Below are 15,363 nucleotides of genomic sequence, written 5' to 3' on the forward strand. Positions count from 1 at the left end.
GCCGGGGGGCGAGCCGGTGCACGCGCCCGTTCGCGCCCCGTGACGGACGATGCGGGACGGCGCAGCGGTCCTGCCCCTCTAGGCGTGTCCGTCAGGCTTTGACGGCGGCGGCCGCGAAGGTGGCGAGTTCGCGCCCGAAGCGCTCCGGCTCCTCGTAGAACGGACTGTGCCCGCTCTCCTCGAACACGGAGAGACGGCGTCCGGGTCTCAGCGCCTGAATCCGCTCCGCCATCGCCTGGCGGACGAGGCGGTCATGGGCGCCGTGCGTCAGCAGGACGGGGCCGTCGTAAGCCGCAAAGACGGGCTCGAGATCGGGAACCGGGGTCTTCACGAAGCCCTCGTTCGCCGCACGCGCCGTCATGCCGTTGACGACGAGCATCTGCTGAAACTCACGGCCGGACGGCAGGCGGTGGAAGCAGGCAGCGAGGAAGTCGGCTGTCGCGGCGACGCGCGTCGCCAGGTCGTGCGAGGTCGCGGTCCCGGTGAAGTCGCCGGCGAGCGGCGTGAGCAGGTCCGGCGACAGCCTGGTCACGGCGTCGACGAGGTTGACGCCGGCGACACCCGCAGGACCGTGCTTGCGGAGATACGCGCCCGCGACGTAGCCGCCGAGCGACCAGCCGACGAGGACGGGACGGCGCAGCCTGGCCGCGGCGATCACGGCCGCGACGTCGTCGGCCCACCGGTCGGGATCGGCATAGGCGGCGAGCGCATCCGGCTTGTCGGAATCGCCGTGCCCGCGCAGGTCGAAGCGCACGAGGCGGAAGGCTGCCAACGCCGGATCGGCGAACTGCCTGTCCCAGCTCAGCCGGCTCTGTCGCAGGCCGTGGATGAAGAGAATCTCGGGCGCGTCCGGATCGCCCGCGGCCTCGCCCGCCAGTGCCGTCCCGTCGGCCGATCGGGCGGCGAACGCCGCGCGGCCATTCGTCCGGGGCCCGTCGCCGGTGTCGGCCCGCGCGGGTGCGCCGGACCAGGTTGTCTGAAGCGGCAGGGCCGCTGCGCCGAGGGCGGCAAGGGTGGTCACGAGGCCGCGGCGGGTATGGTCCATGGTGCACATCCGTTTGTTTAGTGATCGCTATGCTACCGCCTTGACCAACCTCGTCAAGCGCTGTTTAGTGATCGCTATGAAACAGGATGCGACAGGGCGCGGCGGTCGGCCGTGGAGCTTCGATCGGGACGCCGCGATCGAGACCGCCATGCTGCTGTTCTGGCGTCATGGCTACGAGGGCGTGTCGATCGGAGATCTGACGAAGGCGATCGGGATCGCTCCTCCGAGCCTGTACGCCGCCTTCGGCAGCAAGGCGGGCCTCTACCGGCGGGCGATGGAGCGCTATGAGGAGAGCCGGGGCATCCTGGACGTGGCGGCGATCCGGTCGGCAGCGTCGTTGCCGGACGCGGTGCGCGTGCTGCTCACCAACGCCGTGTCCGCCGTGACGGAGCGCCCGCACGAGAGAGGCTGCATGATCTCGAGCGGCCTCGTTGCCTGTCATCCCGATCACGCCGACCTGGCCCGCGACGCTGCTGCGCGGCGGGAGGCCCTGCGCAGGAGGATCATTGCGGCCTTGTCCCCCTTCGCGCGGGACGATCGGTTGGAAACGCTGTCCCGGCATCTGGTCGCCGTCATGCAGGGCCTCTCGATCCAGGCGCGCGACGGCGTGGCGCCATCGGACCTGCACGCCATCGTCGAGGACGTCGTCGCCGGCATTGCGGCACGCTTGCACGGAGAGTAGGAGCACGGCGCGGGACGGTATCCATGCAGGCCTGCCCGTCACTCGTCGCCCGGCCGTCTTTCGGTGCGTCGGTGGACTGACCGCCTTCCTCATCTCGGCGCGGGCGCACGCGGTTGCGTCACTGCGTCCGCTCGGAAGGCCGCGAAACCGACCTGCGGACGTTGTTGGCTAATAACGACATCTGAGAATAAAACTCCTGCCGACTTGACACACGTCGAACGCTTATTCCGAAAAATTCAAATACTCAATATTATTGCCGATATGAAATTATTTTTCATTAAAATCATAAATAACATCTAATATAAAATCGAAATATAACGAGATATGCGCGCGCAGTGTGCGATTTCTACATGAGGCCGATTAACGGAAATCTTGAGAAGACGCAGGTGGCCTTAGATGGTTGGCCCCGGCCTTTGGTGGAGCGGGTTGGCCCTGAACCGACCTGGTTCTGTGAACGAGGCTTTGCCGATGGCCTCATACGGTGTGAGGCCCCGCAAGGTCTCAAGGCGCCGGCCATCGTTGTCGGCGACGACGAAGTCCGCCAGATGCCTGCGCAGCTGGACGTGGCTGTCGTGGTGGTGGCGCCGACCGGTCGCATCCTTGATCGTGCGGTTCATCCGCTCGACCTGACCGTTGGCCCAAGGGCAGCGTGGCTTGGTCAGGCGGTGCTTCCATCCTCAGGCGTCGAGTCGAATGGTCTTACCCGAACCGAGCAGGACGGGCACGCTCCCCTGTTTTACCAAACGCGGGAGGTCGCCTGGGGCGGGTCCTGCTGAACAAGCGGGGCGCCAGTCCGTGATGTCGGCCGCCCGGACACCAGGATCAGCCGGCGGCGGGCGCAGCGGCTCGTCAAGGCGTGCCGCCAGCGGGCGCTGCGGGGTTTTGCGCGACATGGGCCGCTCGATCGCCGCGTCCTCGCCGGCGAAGGGCGCGCGACCTCAGCGTGAATCTCGATGTCCGAGGGCCCGGCGCGAGCCGTCCGGCTCGCGACGCCTGCCGGAGGGGTGATCTCTCTCCCGGTGTGACCCCAGGAGGGCGAGCTGCTCCAGCGCCGCGTCGCGCGCGTGCTCGACCGATGCCTTCATCAGCTCGCCGGCACGGGCGCCGTCGCGGCCGCGCACGGCGTCGAGGATGGCGCCGATCTCCTCGAGGCTCGCGGCGATCCGCCCCGGCTTCGCCATGGCGCGGACGCGCAGGAAATTGATCCGGGCATTGAGCTGCCGGAGCAGGTCGCGGGCGACGTCGTGCCGGACCACGTCCAAGAGGTGGTCGTTGACGCGCAGCATCAGCGCGACGATCTCCGAGACTGCGTTGCTCGCGGCAGCCGCCCTCACTTCTGTGAAGATGCCCTCGAGATGCGCGATCTCGTCCCCGCTCGCGACATCGGTGAAGCGCTCGATCAGCAGGGCCTCCAGCAGGGCGCGGACCTCGTAGATTTCCGTCGCGTCCTTGCGGGTGAGCGCCATCACGGTCGGCCCCTTGCGAGGCTCGACCGAGACGAGCCGCTCCGCCTCGAGCCGACGGATCACCTCGCGCACCGAGGCGCGGCTGACCCCGAGCGCCGCGCAGAGCTCGCGCTCGATCAGCCGCGCACCGGGCGCGATGCGGCCCGCAATGATCGCGTCCCGCACCTCCTCGAAGGCCCGCTCGCGCACCAGCTGCGGCGGCGCGAGCGTCCCCAGCGCTCCGGAGATCATGCCCCTCTCCTCGGACCCAGGCCCCGGCGATAGCACGCGCATGCGCCGCACCGCCATGCAGGGCAGCCTCTCGACAGCCGCTCCACTCTGCGCAACCTTGTCAGACAAGAAGACAAAAAGGCAGCATCTGCCGCGCTCCACGGCAGGCCAGCCGGTCCGTCGGGACGCTTCCCCTGTGGGCGGCTCCTGGAGCGGCGCGTCTTCGCGGCTGGTGCACGGCTTGCAGAAACCACGGCGTCCGCCCGCCGGGGCCGGCCTGACAGGGGAGGAAGTGATGTCGCGAGCGGCCATCAACGCGCCGGCGTCCCGGTCGACGCCCGAAACCGGGGTGGCGCCCGATCACGCCCGCATCCGGCGGCGGGCGATCGTGTCCTGCGCTGTCGGCAACTTCGTCGAGCTGTTCGACTTCCTGATCTTCGGCCTGTTCGCGGCCCAGATCGGCGCCAACTTCTTCCCTGCCGGCGATCCCGTCGTGTCGCTGCTCTCGACCTTCGCCACCTACGGCGTCGGCTTCGTGATGCGGCCGGTCGGCGCCGTGGTGATCGGGGCCTACGGCGACCGGCGCGGCCGCAAGGCGGCGCTGATCCTCACCGTCGGCCTCATGGCGACCGCCACGGCGCTGACCGGCCTGATCCCGTCCTACGCCACGATCGGGATCGGGGCGCCGCTCCTCCTCGTCGCCTGCCGGCTGGTGCAGGGCTTCTCGACCGGCGGCGAGTGGGGCGGAGCCGCCGCCTTCCTCGTCGAGTACGCGCCCCCGGGCCGCCGCGGCCTGATCGGCAGCATGCAGCAATTCAGCGTCGGCCTCGCGCTCATCGCCGGAACGCTGATGGCCGCGATCCTGAACTCGACCCTCGATCCCGCCGCCATGACGTCCTGGGGCTGGCGCATCCCGTTCATCTGCGGCTTCGTGCTGGCGCCGATCGGCCTCTACCTGCGCTCGAAGGTGTCCGAGACGCCGGCCTTCGAGCGTGCGGTCTCGCAAGTCACGGTGGCCTCCCACCCGGTCCGCGACGCGTTGACGGTCTATCGCCGGCCGGTGCTCGCGGCCTTCGGCCTGTCGATCGTCGGCACGGTCGGCAACTACACCTTCAACATCTTCATGCCGAGCTTCGCCTCCGGGCAGCTCGGCATCGCGCCCGGCACCGCCTATTATTCCTCGGCCGTCGCCGCTTTGGTGCTGACAGCGTTCACCCCGGTGATGGGCCACCTCTCGGACCGGATCGGCCGCAAGGCGGTGCTGCTGATCTCGGCGCTGGGCTACGTCGTCCTCGGCTACCCGCTCTTCGCCCTCCTGGTGAGCCACCCGACCGGCCTCGGCCTCGTGCTGACGCAGTCGATCGCGGCCTTCCTGCTCGCGATGTATGCCGGCCCGCTCTGCGCCGTCCTGGCCGAGCTGTTCCCGACCCGGGTCCGCTTCACCGCGCTCTCGATCGGCTACAGCCTGGCGGTCACGATCTTCGGCGGCTTCGCGCCGTTCATCGCCACTTTCCTGATCCGCGAGACCGGCAGCCCGGTCTCGCCGTCGCTCTTCGTCGTCGCCTCCGCGCTGATCAGCGCCGTGACGCTCCTCCTCATCAAGGATCCGACCAATGCTCCGCTCGATTGAAGCCGGGCCGAGGCCCGGAGCCGTGTGCGATCCCGTCACCCTCGAGATCGTGCGCGGCGCCGTGCGGGCCGCGCAGGCCGAGATGGAGGCTTTGATCGAGCGCACCGCGATCTCGGCCTTCATCCGCGAGAAGAAGGACTTCTACACCGGCCTGTTCGACGCGGACGGCGTCATGGCGGTCGGCTCGAACGTGCCGATCTTCGGCGACATCACGAGCCCGGTCTTCCGCGACTTCCCCCCCGACACGATGGGGCCGGGCGACCTCTACTGGTACAACGACTGCTACGGCTCGCGCGGCGCCGTCTCGCACTCGAACGACCAGGTGCTGCTCGCCCCCGTGTTCCGCGACGGCCGGCTCTGCGCCTTCGTGATGGCCTGGGCGCATTTCGCCGATATCGGGGGCCTGCGGCCCGGCTCGATCAGCCCGGACGCCACCGACATCTTCCAGGAGGGCATCATCGTTCCTCCCTGCAAGCTGATCGACCGCGGCCGGACCAACGAGGCGGCGCTCGCGATCTTCCACCGCAACTCGCGCTTCCCGGCCCAGAGCCTCGGCGACATGCGGGCCCTGATGGCGAGCGTCGATCTCGGCGTGCGGCGCGTGGGAGAGATCCTCGATCGGTTCGGCCCGGACGTCGTGGCCGACGCGTTGCGACAGCTTCTCGCCCGCACCCGTGCTCTCGTGCGCGAGAAGCTGAGCCGGACCTTCGCCTACGGCACCCACCGCTTCACCGACGCGATCGACTCCGACGGCCATGGCGGCGGACCCTACCGGATGCGTTTCGCCCTCACCCGCAGCCGGAGCGACGACGGCACGGACCGCTTCGTCTTCGACGCCACGGAGACCGACGACCAGGCGCCGGGGCCGGTGAACTTCCTGATGAATCCGGGCGTGCCCGGCATGGCGCTCGGGCTCTACTATCTCGGCGGCGATCCGGCCCAGGTCTGCAACGCCGGCGGGCCGCAGGCGCTCGACGAGGTGCGCCTGCGCGAGGGCTCGCTGCTCTGGCCGCGCTTCCCGGCGCCGCTCGGCATGCGGGGGCTCACGATGATGCGGGTGCTCGCGGGGCTCAACGGCCTCGTCAACGTCGCCGGCGGCGGGGCGCCGGCGGCGCATTCGGCCTACGTCATCATCCTGATGCGCGGCACCTACCGCACTGAGGCCGGGGTCTCGGAGCCGTTCCTGCTCTCGGACGGGATCGGCGTCGGCTACGGCGCGCGGCCGAACGCCGACGGGATCGACGCGGTCTACTTCGTCGCGCAGGAGAACTATCCCGTCGAGTTCCTGGAGACCGGCTACCCGGTCCGCCTGCGCGCCTACGGCATCGTGACCGATTCCGGCGGCGCCGGGCGCCACCGCGGCGGCTGCGGCATCGTGAGGGAGTACGAGATCCTGGCCGACGAGGCGGTGCTCGCCCTCCGCATCGACGGCGTCGCGAACCCGCCCTGGGGGATCGGCGGCGGCCGGGCGGGCGGCGTCGGTCGGGCGATCGTCAATGCCGGCACGCCGCAGGAGCGGGTGCTCGCCCCGCTCTCGGACGGCAACCGGCTCACGCGCGGCGAGACCCTGCGCATCGAGACGGGCGGCGGTGGCGGCCACGGCCATCCGTTCGACCGTCCGGCCGAGGCCGTCCTGCAGGACGTGCTCGGCGGCTTCGTCTCGATGGGGGCGGCCGCGCGCCTCTACGGCGTGGTGATCCGCGACGGCACCCTCGACGAGGCCGCCACCGCCCGTGCCCGCGCCGATCGCCCGGAGACCCGCGCCTTCCACCGTCACGAGTACGTCGATGCCCTTGCCTGATTCCTCCCTCGCGGTCGCGGTCGATATCGGCGGCACCTTCACCGACGTCGCCTTGCACGATCCCCGCAGGGCCCGGGTCTGGCGCGCCAAGACGCCGAGCGTGCCGGGCGATCCCTCCCGTGCCTTCATGACCGGCATCGGCCTGGCGCTGGAGGAGGCCGGCGTCCCGGCCTCCGCTCTCGGGCGCGTGCTGCACGGCACCACGGTCGCCACCAACATGATCCTGGAGGACAAGGGCGCGCGCGCTGCGCTCGTCACCACCGCGGGCTTCCGCCACGTGCTGGCGATCGGCCGCCAGGACATCCCGCGCCGCGCCAACCTCTATTCCTGGGTCAAGCCTGCCCGGCCGGTTCCCGCCTCCCGCGTCTTCGAGGTGCGCGAACGGATCGGGCCCGGCGGCGTCGTCCTGGACGACCTCGACGAGGGAAGCGTGCGCGCGGCCGCCGAAGCCTGCCGTGCCGCCGGGGTCGAGGCGGTGGCGATCTGCCTGCTGCATGCCTTCGCCAATCCGGCGCACGAGCAGCGCGTGGCGGAGATCCTGCGCGCGGAACTGCCCGGTCTGGCGGTGACGGCCTCGACCGACGTGCTGCCGGTGGTGCGCGAGTACGAGCGCTCGCTCGCGACGGTGCTCAACGCCGTCGTGATGCCGGGCGTCTCGACCTACGTGTCGCGCCTGCAGACGCGGCTCGACGAGGCCGACGTCGCGGCCCCGCTCCTCCTGATGCAGTCGAATGGCGGCATCGCCGGCGCCGCCGCGATCCGCCGCGCCCCCGCCCTCACCGCCTTGTCCGGGCCGGCCGCCGGCGTGGTCGGCGCGCGCGAGGTCGCGGCGGCCTGCGGCATCCAGGATCTCATCACGGTCGATCTCGGCGGCACCAGCGCCGACATCTGCCTCATCAAGGACGGCCGGATCGGCCTGACGCAGGCGGGCCATGTCGGCGAGTGGCCGCTCCCCCTGCCGATGGTCGACATGGTGACGATCGGCGCCGGCGGCGGATCGATCGCCCGCGTCACCGGCGGCACCCTGACCGTCGGGCCGCAGAGCGCCGGCGCCGATCCCGGCCCCGCCGCCTACGGCCGCGGCGGCCGCGAGGCGACCGTCACCGATGCGCACGTGGTCCTGGGCCACCTGCCGGAGCGGCTGCTCGGCGGGCGCATGGCCCTCGACCGCGCGGCCGCCCGCACGATCGTCGCGACGACGGTGGCCGAGCCGCTCGGGCTCACGCCAGAGGAGGCTGCCCGCGGCATCCTGGCGATCGCCGACAACCACATGGTGGGGGCGCTGCGCGTCGTCTCGGTCGAGCGCGGCCACGATCCGCGCGACTTCACCCTGGTGCCCTTCGGCGGCGCCGGCCCGCTGCACGGCTGCGCGCTCGCCGACCTGCTCGGCATCCGCCGCGTCCTCGTACCGCCGGCCCCGGGCGTGCTCTGCGCCGACGGCCTGCTCGCGGCGGATCTGAAAGCCGAGTTCAGCCGCACCCTGCCCCGGGCCGGCCGGATCGACGTCGAGGCGGCCGGGGCGATCCTCGCCGGGCTGGAAGGGCAAGCATCAGCCTGGCTCGCGGCGGAAGGCGTGACGGAGGTCGACCGCCGTCACGCCCGGGTCGCGCTCCTGCGCTACCACGGCCAGGGCGGCGAGCTCGCCGTGCCGTGGTCGGACACGGTCGAGGAGGTCGAGACGGCCTTCAGGACCGCGCACGAGGCGCTCTACGGCTTCACGCTCGACGCCCCGATCGAACTCGTCACCCTGCGCGTCGAGGCGACGGGCCGGATGCCGCCGGCGCCGCGCGAGACCCTGCCGGCCGGATCGGGCGCCGTCCCGGGGGCCGAGCTGACCGTGCACCTCGCGACCGGGCCGGCGAGCGTCCCGCTCTACGAGCGCGCTCAGCTCGGGTCCGGCGACCGCTTCGCGGGCCCCGCCATCGTCGCGCAGCTCGACGCCACCACCCTGGTGCCGACCGGCTGGCACGGCGAGATCCACGTGTCGGGGGCCATCCTGCTCACCCGGACCGACGAGAACTAGGGAGGCGCGAGTGACGAACACGGCCAGCCGAGAGGGAGACCTCCAGAAGGTCTTCGATCACATCGCGGCGAACGAGGAGAACTTCATCGCGCGGGTGATGGAGTATGTCCGCCACCCGAGCATCAGCGCGCAAGATATCGGCATCGCCGAGGTCGCCGGGCTGCTCGTCGATCACCTGACGGGCCTCGGCTTCACGGCGGAAGCGATCGAGACGGCCGGCCACCCGATGGTGCTCGGCCGCCGGGACGAGAGCCCCGGCGCGCCGACGATCCTGCTCTACGGCCATTACGACGTGCAGCCGCCCGAGCCGCTGGAGGCCTGGGCATCGCCGCCCTTCGAGCCGACGATCCGCGACGGCCGGATCTACGCCCGCGGCATCGGCGACAACAAGGGCCAGCACTTCGCCCAGCTGCTGGCGATCGAATCCCACCTTGCCGTGCATGGCCGCCTGCCCTGCAACGTCGTCGTCCTGCTCGAAGGCGAGGAGGAAATCGGCTCGCCGCACATCGCCGCGTTCGTCGAGGCGCATCGCGACCGCCTGAAGGCCGACCTCGTGGTGACCGCAGACGGGCCGATCCATCCCTCCGGCCGCCCGGTCCTGACCTACGGCGTGCGCGGCGTCGTCAATTTCGAGCTGCATTGCCGGCATGCGGCCCGGGACGTCCATTCCGGCAATTTCGGCGGCGTGGTGCCGAACCCGCTCTGGACCCTCGTCCACCTGCTCGGCACGATGAAGAACGCCGCCGGCGAGATCACGATTCCCGGCCTGCACGACCGCATCGTCCCGCCCACCGACCAGGAGCGGGCGATCGCCGCCCGGCTCCCGCTCGATCCCGAGTCGATCAAGGCCGAGCTGACGCTCGAGCGGCTCGACGCGCCGGCGGAACTCGGCGTGGCCGAGCGCCTGATGTTCCGGCCGACATTGACCATCAACGGCTTCCACGGCGGTTACGGCGGTCCCGGTTCGAAGACGGTGCTGCCCTGCGAGGGGGTCGTGAAGTGCGACATCCGCCTCGTCGAGGCGATGATGCCGGAGGACGTGCTCGACAAGGTCGAAGCCCATGTGCGCCGCCACGCGCCCGAGGTCACGGTCGTGCGCCAGCACGGCATGCTGCCCTCGAAGACGCCGGTCGACTCGCCCTTCGGTGCCGCCATCCGACAGGCCGTCCTCGCCGCTCAAGGGCTCGAACCCTACGAATATCCCTCGCTCGGCGGCAGCCTGCCCGACTATGTCTTCACCAAGATCCTCGGCGTGCCGGCCTTCGTCCTCCCCTACGCCAATGCCGACGAGGCGAACCACGCCCCGAACGAGAACCTGAGGGTCGACTGCTTCGTCAACGGCATCCGGACCGGGGCGGCCCTGCTCTCGGCGCTCGCGGCGGCGGACCACAAGTCCGCGTGACGGAGCCGCGTGCTCCCCGGCATCGACAGCGACAGGCGAAGGACCCGATCGGACGGCGCGCCCAGCCCCAGGACCGCCCGCGCGGCGTGCGGGTGGATATCGGCACCGCCTGCTCCAGGGGAATGGCGAGGAGAGCCGCAACCTGCCGGGGATCGCGCCAGTTGCACGCTTCCGCGCTCATGAAATGAGCTTTACGCTTAGATCCGTCGATGCAATGATCTTTGCATCGACGGGCTGAACTTCCCTCGGATCGCCCGCAGCCTCTGAGGACAGACCATGTCCGCTTCCGCACCGGTGGCGATCGTGACGGGCGGGGCGCGGGGCATTGGCCTCGCGACAGCCCTCGCCCTCGCCGAGAAGGGTCACCGCATCGCCCTCTCGGACCTCGACGGGCCCGACCTCGCCGCAGGGATCGCGCGGCTCGAAGCGGCGGGCGCCACGGTCCTGCCGCTGCCGGGCGACGTCAGCGCCTTCGCGCGCGTCGGCGCCCACGCCGCGACCTGCCTCGACCGGTTCGGGCGCATCGACGTGCTGGTCAACAATGCCGGCATCTCGCAGCCGAAATCCCTCGTCGACATCTCGGAGGACGAGTACGACCGGACGATCGCGGTCAACCTCAAGAGCTGCTTCAACTGGTGCAAGAGCGTGGCGCCGGCGATGCTGGCGGCCGGGCGCGGGCGCATCGTCAACGTCTCGTCGGTCAGCGCCAATACCGGCGGCGCCCGGTCGGCGGTGAGCAAGTTCGCCTATTGCACCGCCAAGGCCGGCATCCTCGGGATGACCCGCGCCCTCGCCAAGGAGCTGGCGCCGGCGATCAGCGTCAACGCGGTCTGCCCGGGCTCGATCGAGACGGCGCTGACCTCCGGCCTGATCGCGGCGAACCGCGAGGCGATCACCGCTACGATTCCCCTCGGCCGCGTCGGCACGCCCGAGGACGTGGCCGTGGTCATCGCCTTCCTCGCCACCGTCGAGCCGAACTACCTCACCGGGGAGATCATCGATGTCGACGGCGGTCAGTGGGTCAACTGACGTCCCCTTCGCGTCCGCCCCGCCGCGGCGGATCGTGCACCGCCGGACCTTCGGGCTCGGCCTGCTGCTGGCCCCGGGCCTCCTGATCCTCACCGCCGGGCTGCTGTGGCCGTGCCTGACGATGCTGCAGGTCTCGCTCCAGGACCGCTTCCCCGACCCGACCGGCTATACCCTCGACCATTACCGCGCCGTCCTCACCGACGCGTATTACCTGCGCATCATCGGCCGCACCTTCCTGCTCGCCGGCGTGGTCACGCTGCTCACCGCGGTGCTCGGGTTTCCGGTCGCCTGGTACCTCGCGCGCTCGTCCTCGCGGCGCAAGCACCTGATCTTCCTCGGGATCATCGCGCCGCTGCTCGTCAGCATCATCGTGCGCACCCTGGGCTGGACGATCATCCTCGGCAACGAGGGCCTGGTGAACGCGATCTTACGCGGGCTCGGCGTGATCGACGAGCCGCTCAAGCTGATGCAGGGCTTCTGGAGCGTGGTGCTGGGCATGGTCCACATCCTCCTGCCGTTCATGATCCTCTCGGTCGCCGCGGTGGTCGGCAAGATCGACCGCTCCTGCCTCGAGGCCGCGACGGTCCTGGGCGCCGATCCGCTGCGCCGCTTCCTCAAGGTCGCCCTGCCGCTCTCGGTCCAGGGCATCGCCTCGGGCTCGGTCATCGTGTTCTGCCTCACGGTCGGCGCCTTCGTCACCCCGGTGATGCTCGGGCGCGGCCAGGTCAGCGTGCTCGCGGTCACCATCCACGAGCAGATGGTGGTGCTGGTCGACTGGCCGACCGGAGCCGCGGCCGCGATGATCCTGACCTCCGGCACCCTGGTGGTGCTTGCCGCCTACGGCCTGTTCCTGCGCCGCCACGCCCGCCGCTGAGGAGCACCGTCATGGCCGCCCACGATCTCCCCGCCCCGCCTCTCCGCACGGTGCCCCGCGGCGAGCGCCTGCTCGCGGCCTACGTCGCCCTCGTCATCCTGTTCCTGGCCCTGCCGGTGCTGATCGTGGTGCCGCTCGCCTTCAGCAGCGACGTGTCGCTCACCTTCCCGCCCCGCGGCGTCTCGCTGCGCTGGTTCGCCAACATCTGGGCCCGGCCGGAATTCCTCAGCGCCTTCGCGCTCAGCGCCGCCGTGGCGCTGGTCGCGACCGGGATCTCGATGGTGGCGGGCGTGCTGGCCGCGATCGCGTTCGTGCGCCACACGTTTCCCGGCCGCGACGCCCTCCTGATGCTGTTCATGACCCCGCTGGTCTTCCCGGCCATCGTGCTCGCGGCGGCGCTCGCCCTGGTGATGACGCCGCTCGGGCTGCTGCGCAGCTTCTGGGGCTTGGCGCTGGCCCATGTCGTGCTGACGCTGCCCTACATCCTGCGCACAGCGGTCGCGACCCTGTCGGAGATCGACCGCAGCTACCAGGAGGCGGCCCACACGCTCGGGGCCGACCGCTGGCAGGCCTTCCGCCACGTGACGCTGCCGATGCTGCGCCCGGGCCTCCTGGCCGGCGCGACCTTCGCGCTGATCATCTCGTTCGACGAGTTCACGGTGTCGATGTTCCTGGTCGGCCCCGGCGTGATGACCCTGCCGCTCGAGATGTACAATTACAGCGAGTTCACCCTCGATCCGACGCTGGCGGCGATCTCGACGGTGCTGCTCGCGCTGACCTGCCTGGCGATCCTGATCATCGAGCGCCTCGTCGGCCTCGGCAAGCAGTTCGGCGGCTAAGTGCGCCTCCTGCAACTCCCGCCGCGCCGACGGTGATCGGGAGTTTTGCGAGCGACACTCACGCGCCGCCCTCCGCCCTCCCCTTTCGCGCAGCAACGGGATGCTGAAGACCATGGCCGAGACCGACGACCTCCTTGCCGCCTTCGCGGGCCATCCCCACCGCCGCTCGCTCCTGAAGGGGCTGGTGGGTGCGGGCGCGGCCGGCACCTCGCTCCTGTCCTTCGCCGAGGCCCTGGCCCAGGCGCCGGCGGCCGATGTCGCCAAGCTGGTGATCCTGTCCCAGCCCGGCATCGTCCCGGACATCCTGCGCGACGTCACCCTGCCGGCCTTCCGCAAGGAGGCGCCGAAGACCGAGGTGGCGTTCGAGGCCGCCTCGAACGCCGTCGCCTACCCGAAGATGCTGGCCCAGCGCGGCAACCCGGTGGTCAGCGGCGCGATGGTCAACGACCTGTTCGCCCAGCGCGGCCTCAACGACAAGATGTGGGCGAAGATCGATCCCGCCCTGGTGCCGAACGCCGCCGCCTTGCCGGCCGGTCTCGTCACGCCCGGCGGCTTCGGCATCCCGTTCCAGCTGACGCCCTGGGGCATCATGTACAACCCGGACAAGGTCGAGGAGCCGAAATCCTGGACCGACCTCTGGAACCCCAAGTACAAGGGCCGGGTGTCGATGTGGGATGCCTATTACGACACCTACGTCATGGCGGGCGTCGTCACCGGCAAGGGGCCGAGCGTCGAGGAGGGCATCAAGGCCTGGGCGCCCCACAAGGAGAATATCGGCGCCTGGGTGAACTCGCCGACCGCCGAGGAGGATCTGGTCCATCGCGGCGAGGTGTGGCTCGCACCGCATTGGGGCTCCTGGACCGCGATGGCGAAGTCCCAGGGCAAGAACGTCGCCTTCACCATCCCGAAGGAGGGCGCGGTGCAGTGGACCGGCCACATGCAGCTCTGCGCCGGCTTCTCGCCGGCGGTGAGCGAGCTGACCCAGCGCTACCTCAACACCTGGCTCTCCGACGAATGCCAGCGCGCCTGGATCGAGCGCGGCTTCTACTCGCCGGCGAGCACCCGGGTCGCGGTGCCGGACGCCCTCAAGGCCAACCCGGCGATCGTCACGGCGGAGAGCGCGGTGGCCAACCTGGTGCGTCCGGACTTCGTCAAGCTCGGCGCCGAGATGCCGCGGCTCAAGAACCTGATCGACCGGACGCTCAAGGGCTGAGGCGCGCGATGATGATCTCTTCCTCCGACGCCGTCGGCGTCGACCTGCGCGGCGTGCGCAAGTGGTACGGCGCGGTCCCGGCGGTCCGGGACGTGTCCCTGGCGATCCGGCCCGGGGAGATCGTGAGCTTCCTCGGGCCGTCGGGCTGCGGCAAGACCACGACGCTCCGGATGATCGCCGGGCTCGAGCACCCGGATGCCGGCGAGATCCGGATCGGCGGCGGCCTCGTCAACGACGTGGCGCCGTGGAAGCGCAACATCGGCATGGTGTTTCAGAACTACGCCCTGTTCCCGCACATGAGCGTGGCCGAGAACGTCGCCTTCGGCCTCGCCATGCGGCGCGAGGGCCGGGCCGAGATCGACGCGAAGGTCGCCGCCGCGATGGCGCAGGTCCGGCTCACCCCCCTCGCCGACCGGCGGCCCTCGCAGCTCTCGGGCGGCCAGCGCCAGCGCGTCGCGCTCGCCCGCGCCATCGTGACCCGGCCGAGCGTGCTGCTCCTCGACGAGCCGCTGGCCGCCCTCGACCGCAAGCTGCGCGAGCAGATGCAGGTCGAGATCCGGCAACTCCAGCGCGAGGTCGGCATCACCACGGTCTTCGTCACCCACGACCAGGAGGAGGCCCTCACCCTGTCCGACCGCGTCGTGGTGATGGAGGCCGGCCGCGTGGTCCAGACCGGCACGCCCGCGGAGGTCTACGAGCGGCCGCGCAGCCGCTTCGTCTCCGACTTCATCGGCTTTACCAACGCCGTCGCGGGCCGGATCGAGGCGGTCGAGGGCGGCACCGCCACGGTGACGATGCGCTCCGGCCAGACGATCCGGGTCCCGGCCGAGGCCGGCCTCGCGGCGGCCCAGGCGGTCGACCTCGTGGTGCGGCCCGAGAAGGTCGAGCTCAACCCGCCGGCCGAGGCCCGGCCCGGCCGGGCGCTGGTCTCCGGCACCCTGCGCCACAGCGTCTATACCGGCGCCGTCACCTACCACCACGTCGATATCGGCGCCGGGGAGACCCTGATCGCCATGGCGTCGAACGGCGACGGGCACGGCGAGGCCCCGGTCCTGGGCAGCCCGGTCACCCTTGGCTTCCGCCCGGAGAACATGCTGGTCTTCGCCAGCGCGGTGTGACACCGAGGCGGACCTGCTTGCGCAACTTGCT

Annotated in this window: 12 protein-coding genes and 1 pseudogene; 10 read left to right on the forward strand and 3 right to left on the reverse strand. The window is 70.8% G+C overall.

What is annotated here, in order from left to right; translation table 11 throughout:
* Positions 1–91 precede the first annotated feature (91 nt).
* Positions 92–1,045: an alpha/beta fold hydrolase gene (locus FF100_RS18145; protein WP_139037099.1), complete on the reverse strand. Its 954-nt coding sequence runs from the start codon at positions 1,043–1,045 to the stop codon at positions 92–94.
* 76 nt (positions 1,046–1,121) lie between these two features.
* Here FF100_RS18145 and FF100_RS18150 point away from each other — a divergent pair, with 76 nt between their 5' ends.
* Positions 1,122–1,727 carry a TetR/AcrR family transcriptional regulator gene (locus FF100_RS18150; RefSeq protein WP_139037274.1) on the forward strand — a complete coding sequence of 202 codons (606 nt, stop codon included), beginning with the start codon at positions 1,122–1,124 and terminating at the stop codon, positions 1,725–1,727.
* Positions 1,728–2,119: 392 nt separating this feature from the next.
* Here the strand turns inward: FF100_RS18150 and FF100_RS18155 are convergent.
* Positions 2,120–2,398 (reverse strand): annotated as a pseudogene (locus FF100_RS18155) (integrase core domain-containing protein); the annotation flags it as partial.
* 267 nt (positions 2,399–2,665) lie between these two features.
* The gene (locus FF100_RS18160; protein WP_171070229.1) at positions 2,666–3,424 is read right to left on the reverse strand and encodes a GntR family transcriptional regulator; all 759 of its coding nucleotides are present in this window, start codon (positions 3,422–3,424) and stop codon (positions 2,666–2,668) included.
* A 274-nt stretch (positions 3,425–3,698) separates the two neighbouring features.
* On the opposite strand from FF100_RS18160, the gene FF100_RS18165 reads away from it, so the two are divergent.
* The 9 genes from FF100_RS18165 to FF100_RS18205 all read left to right on the forward strand — a co-directional run bounded on the left by FF100_RS18165 (position 3,699) and on the right by FF100_RS18205 (position 15,332).
* On the forward strand, positions 3,699–5,033 hold the full coding sequence (locus FF100_RS18165; protein ID WP_171070230.1) for an MFS transporter: 1,335 nt from the start codon (positions 3,699–3,701) through the stop codon (positions 5,031–5,033).
* Between the two features lie 22 nt (positions 5,034–5,055).
* Positions 5,056–6,834: a hydantoinase B/oxoprolinase family protein gene (locus FF100_RS18170; protein WP_246102150.1), complete on the forward strand. Its 1,779-nt coding sequence runs from the start codon at positions 5,056–5,058 to the stop codon at positions 6,832–6,834.
* Positions 6,821–8,857, forward strand: coding sequence for a hydantoinase/oxoprolinase family protein (locus FF100_RS18175; RefSeq protein WP_139037102.1), 2,037 nt, complete (start codon positions 6,821–6,823; stop codon positions 8,855–8,857). Before FF100_RS18170 ends, FF100_RS18175 begins: the two co-directional genes overlap by 14 nt.
* Positions 8,858–8,867: 10 nt before the next feature.
* Complete coding sequence (locus FF100_RS18180; protein ID WP_139037103.1) at positions 8,868–10,259, forward strand: M20/M25/M40 family metallo-hydrolase; 1,392 nt, start codon at positions 8,868–8,870, stop codon at positions 10,257–10,259.
* Between the two features lie 276 nt (positions 10,260–10,535).
* A complete protein-coding gene (locus FF100_RS18185) occupies positions 10,536–11,288 on the forward strand; it encodes an SDR family NAD(P)-dependent oxidoreductase (RefSeq protein ID WP_139037104.1) in 753 nt (250 codons plus the stop codon).
* Positions 11,260–12,162, forward strand: a complete 903-nt coding sequence (locus FF100_RS18190) for an ABC transporter permease (protein WP_139037105.1) — start codon at positions 11,260–11,262, stop codon at positions 12,160–12,162. The genes FF100_RS18185 and FF100_RS18190 overlap by 29 nt, the downstream gene beginning before the upstream one ends.
* 11 nt (positions 12,163–12,173) lie before the next feature.
* Positions 12,174–13,001, forward strand: coding sequence for an ABC transporter permease (locus tag FF100_RS18195; RefSeq protein ID WP_139037106.1), 828 nt, complete (start codon positions 12,174–12,176; stop codon positions 12,999–13,001).
* A 100-nt stretch (positions 13,002–13,101) separates the two neighbouring features.
* Positions 13,102–14,214: an ABC transporter substrate-binding protein gene (locus FF100_RS18200; RefSeq protein ID WP_139037107.1), complete on the forward strand. Its 1,113-nt coding sequence runs from the start codon at positions 13,102–13,104 to the stop codon at positions 14,212–14,214.
* 8 nt (positions 14,215–14,222) lie between these two features.
* Positions 14,223–15,332 carry an ABC transporter ATP-binding protein gene (locus FF100_RS18205; protein WP_246102151.1) on the forward strand — a complete coding sequence of 370 codons (1,110 nt, stop codon included), beginning with the start codon at positions 14,223–14,225 and terminating at the stop codon, positions 15,330–15,332.
* Positions 15,333–15,363 lie beyond the last annotated feature (31 nt).

Source organism: Methylobacterium terricola, assembly GCF_006151805.1.
GTDB lineage: Bacteria > Pseudomonadota > Alphaproteobacteria > Rhizobiales > Beijerinckiaceae > Methylobacterium > Methylobacterium terricola.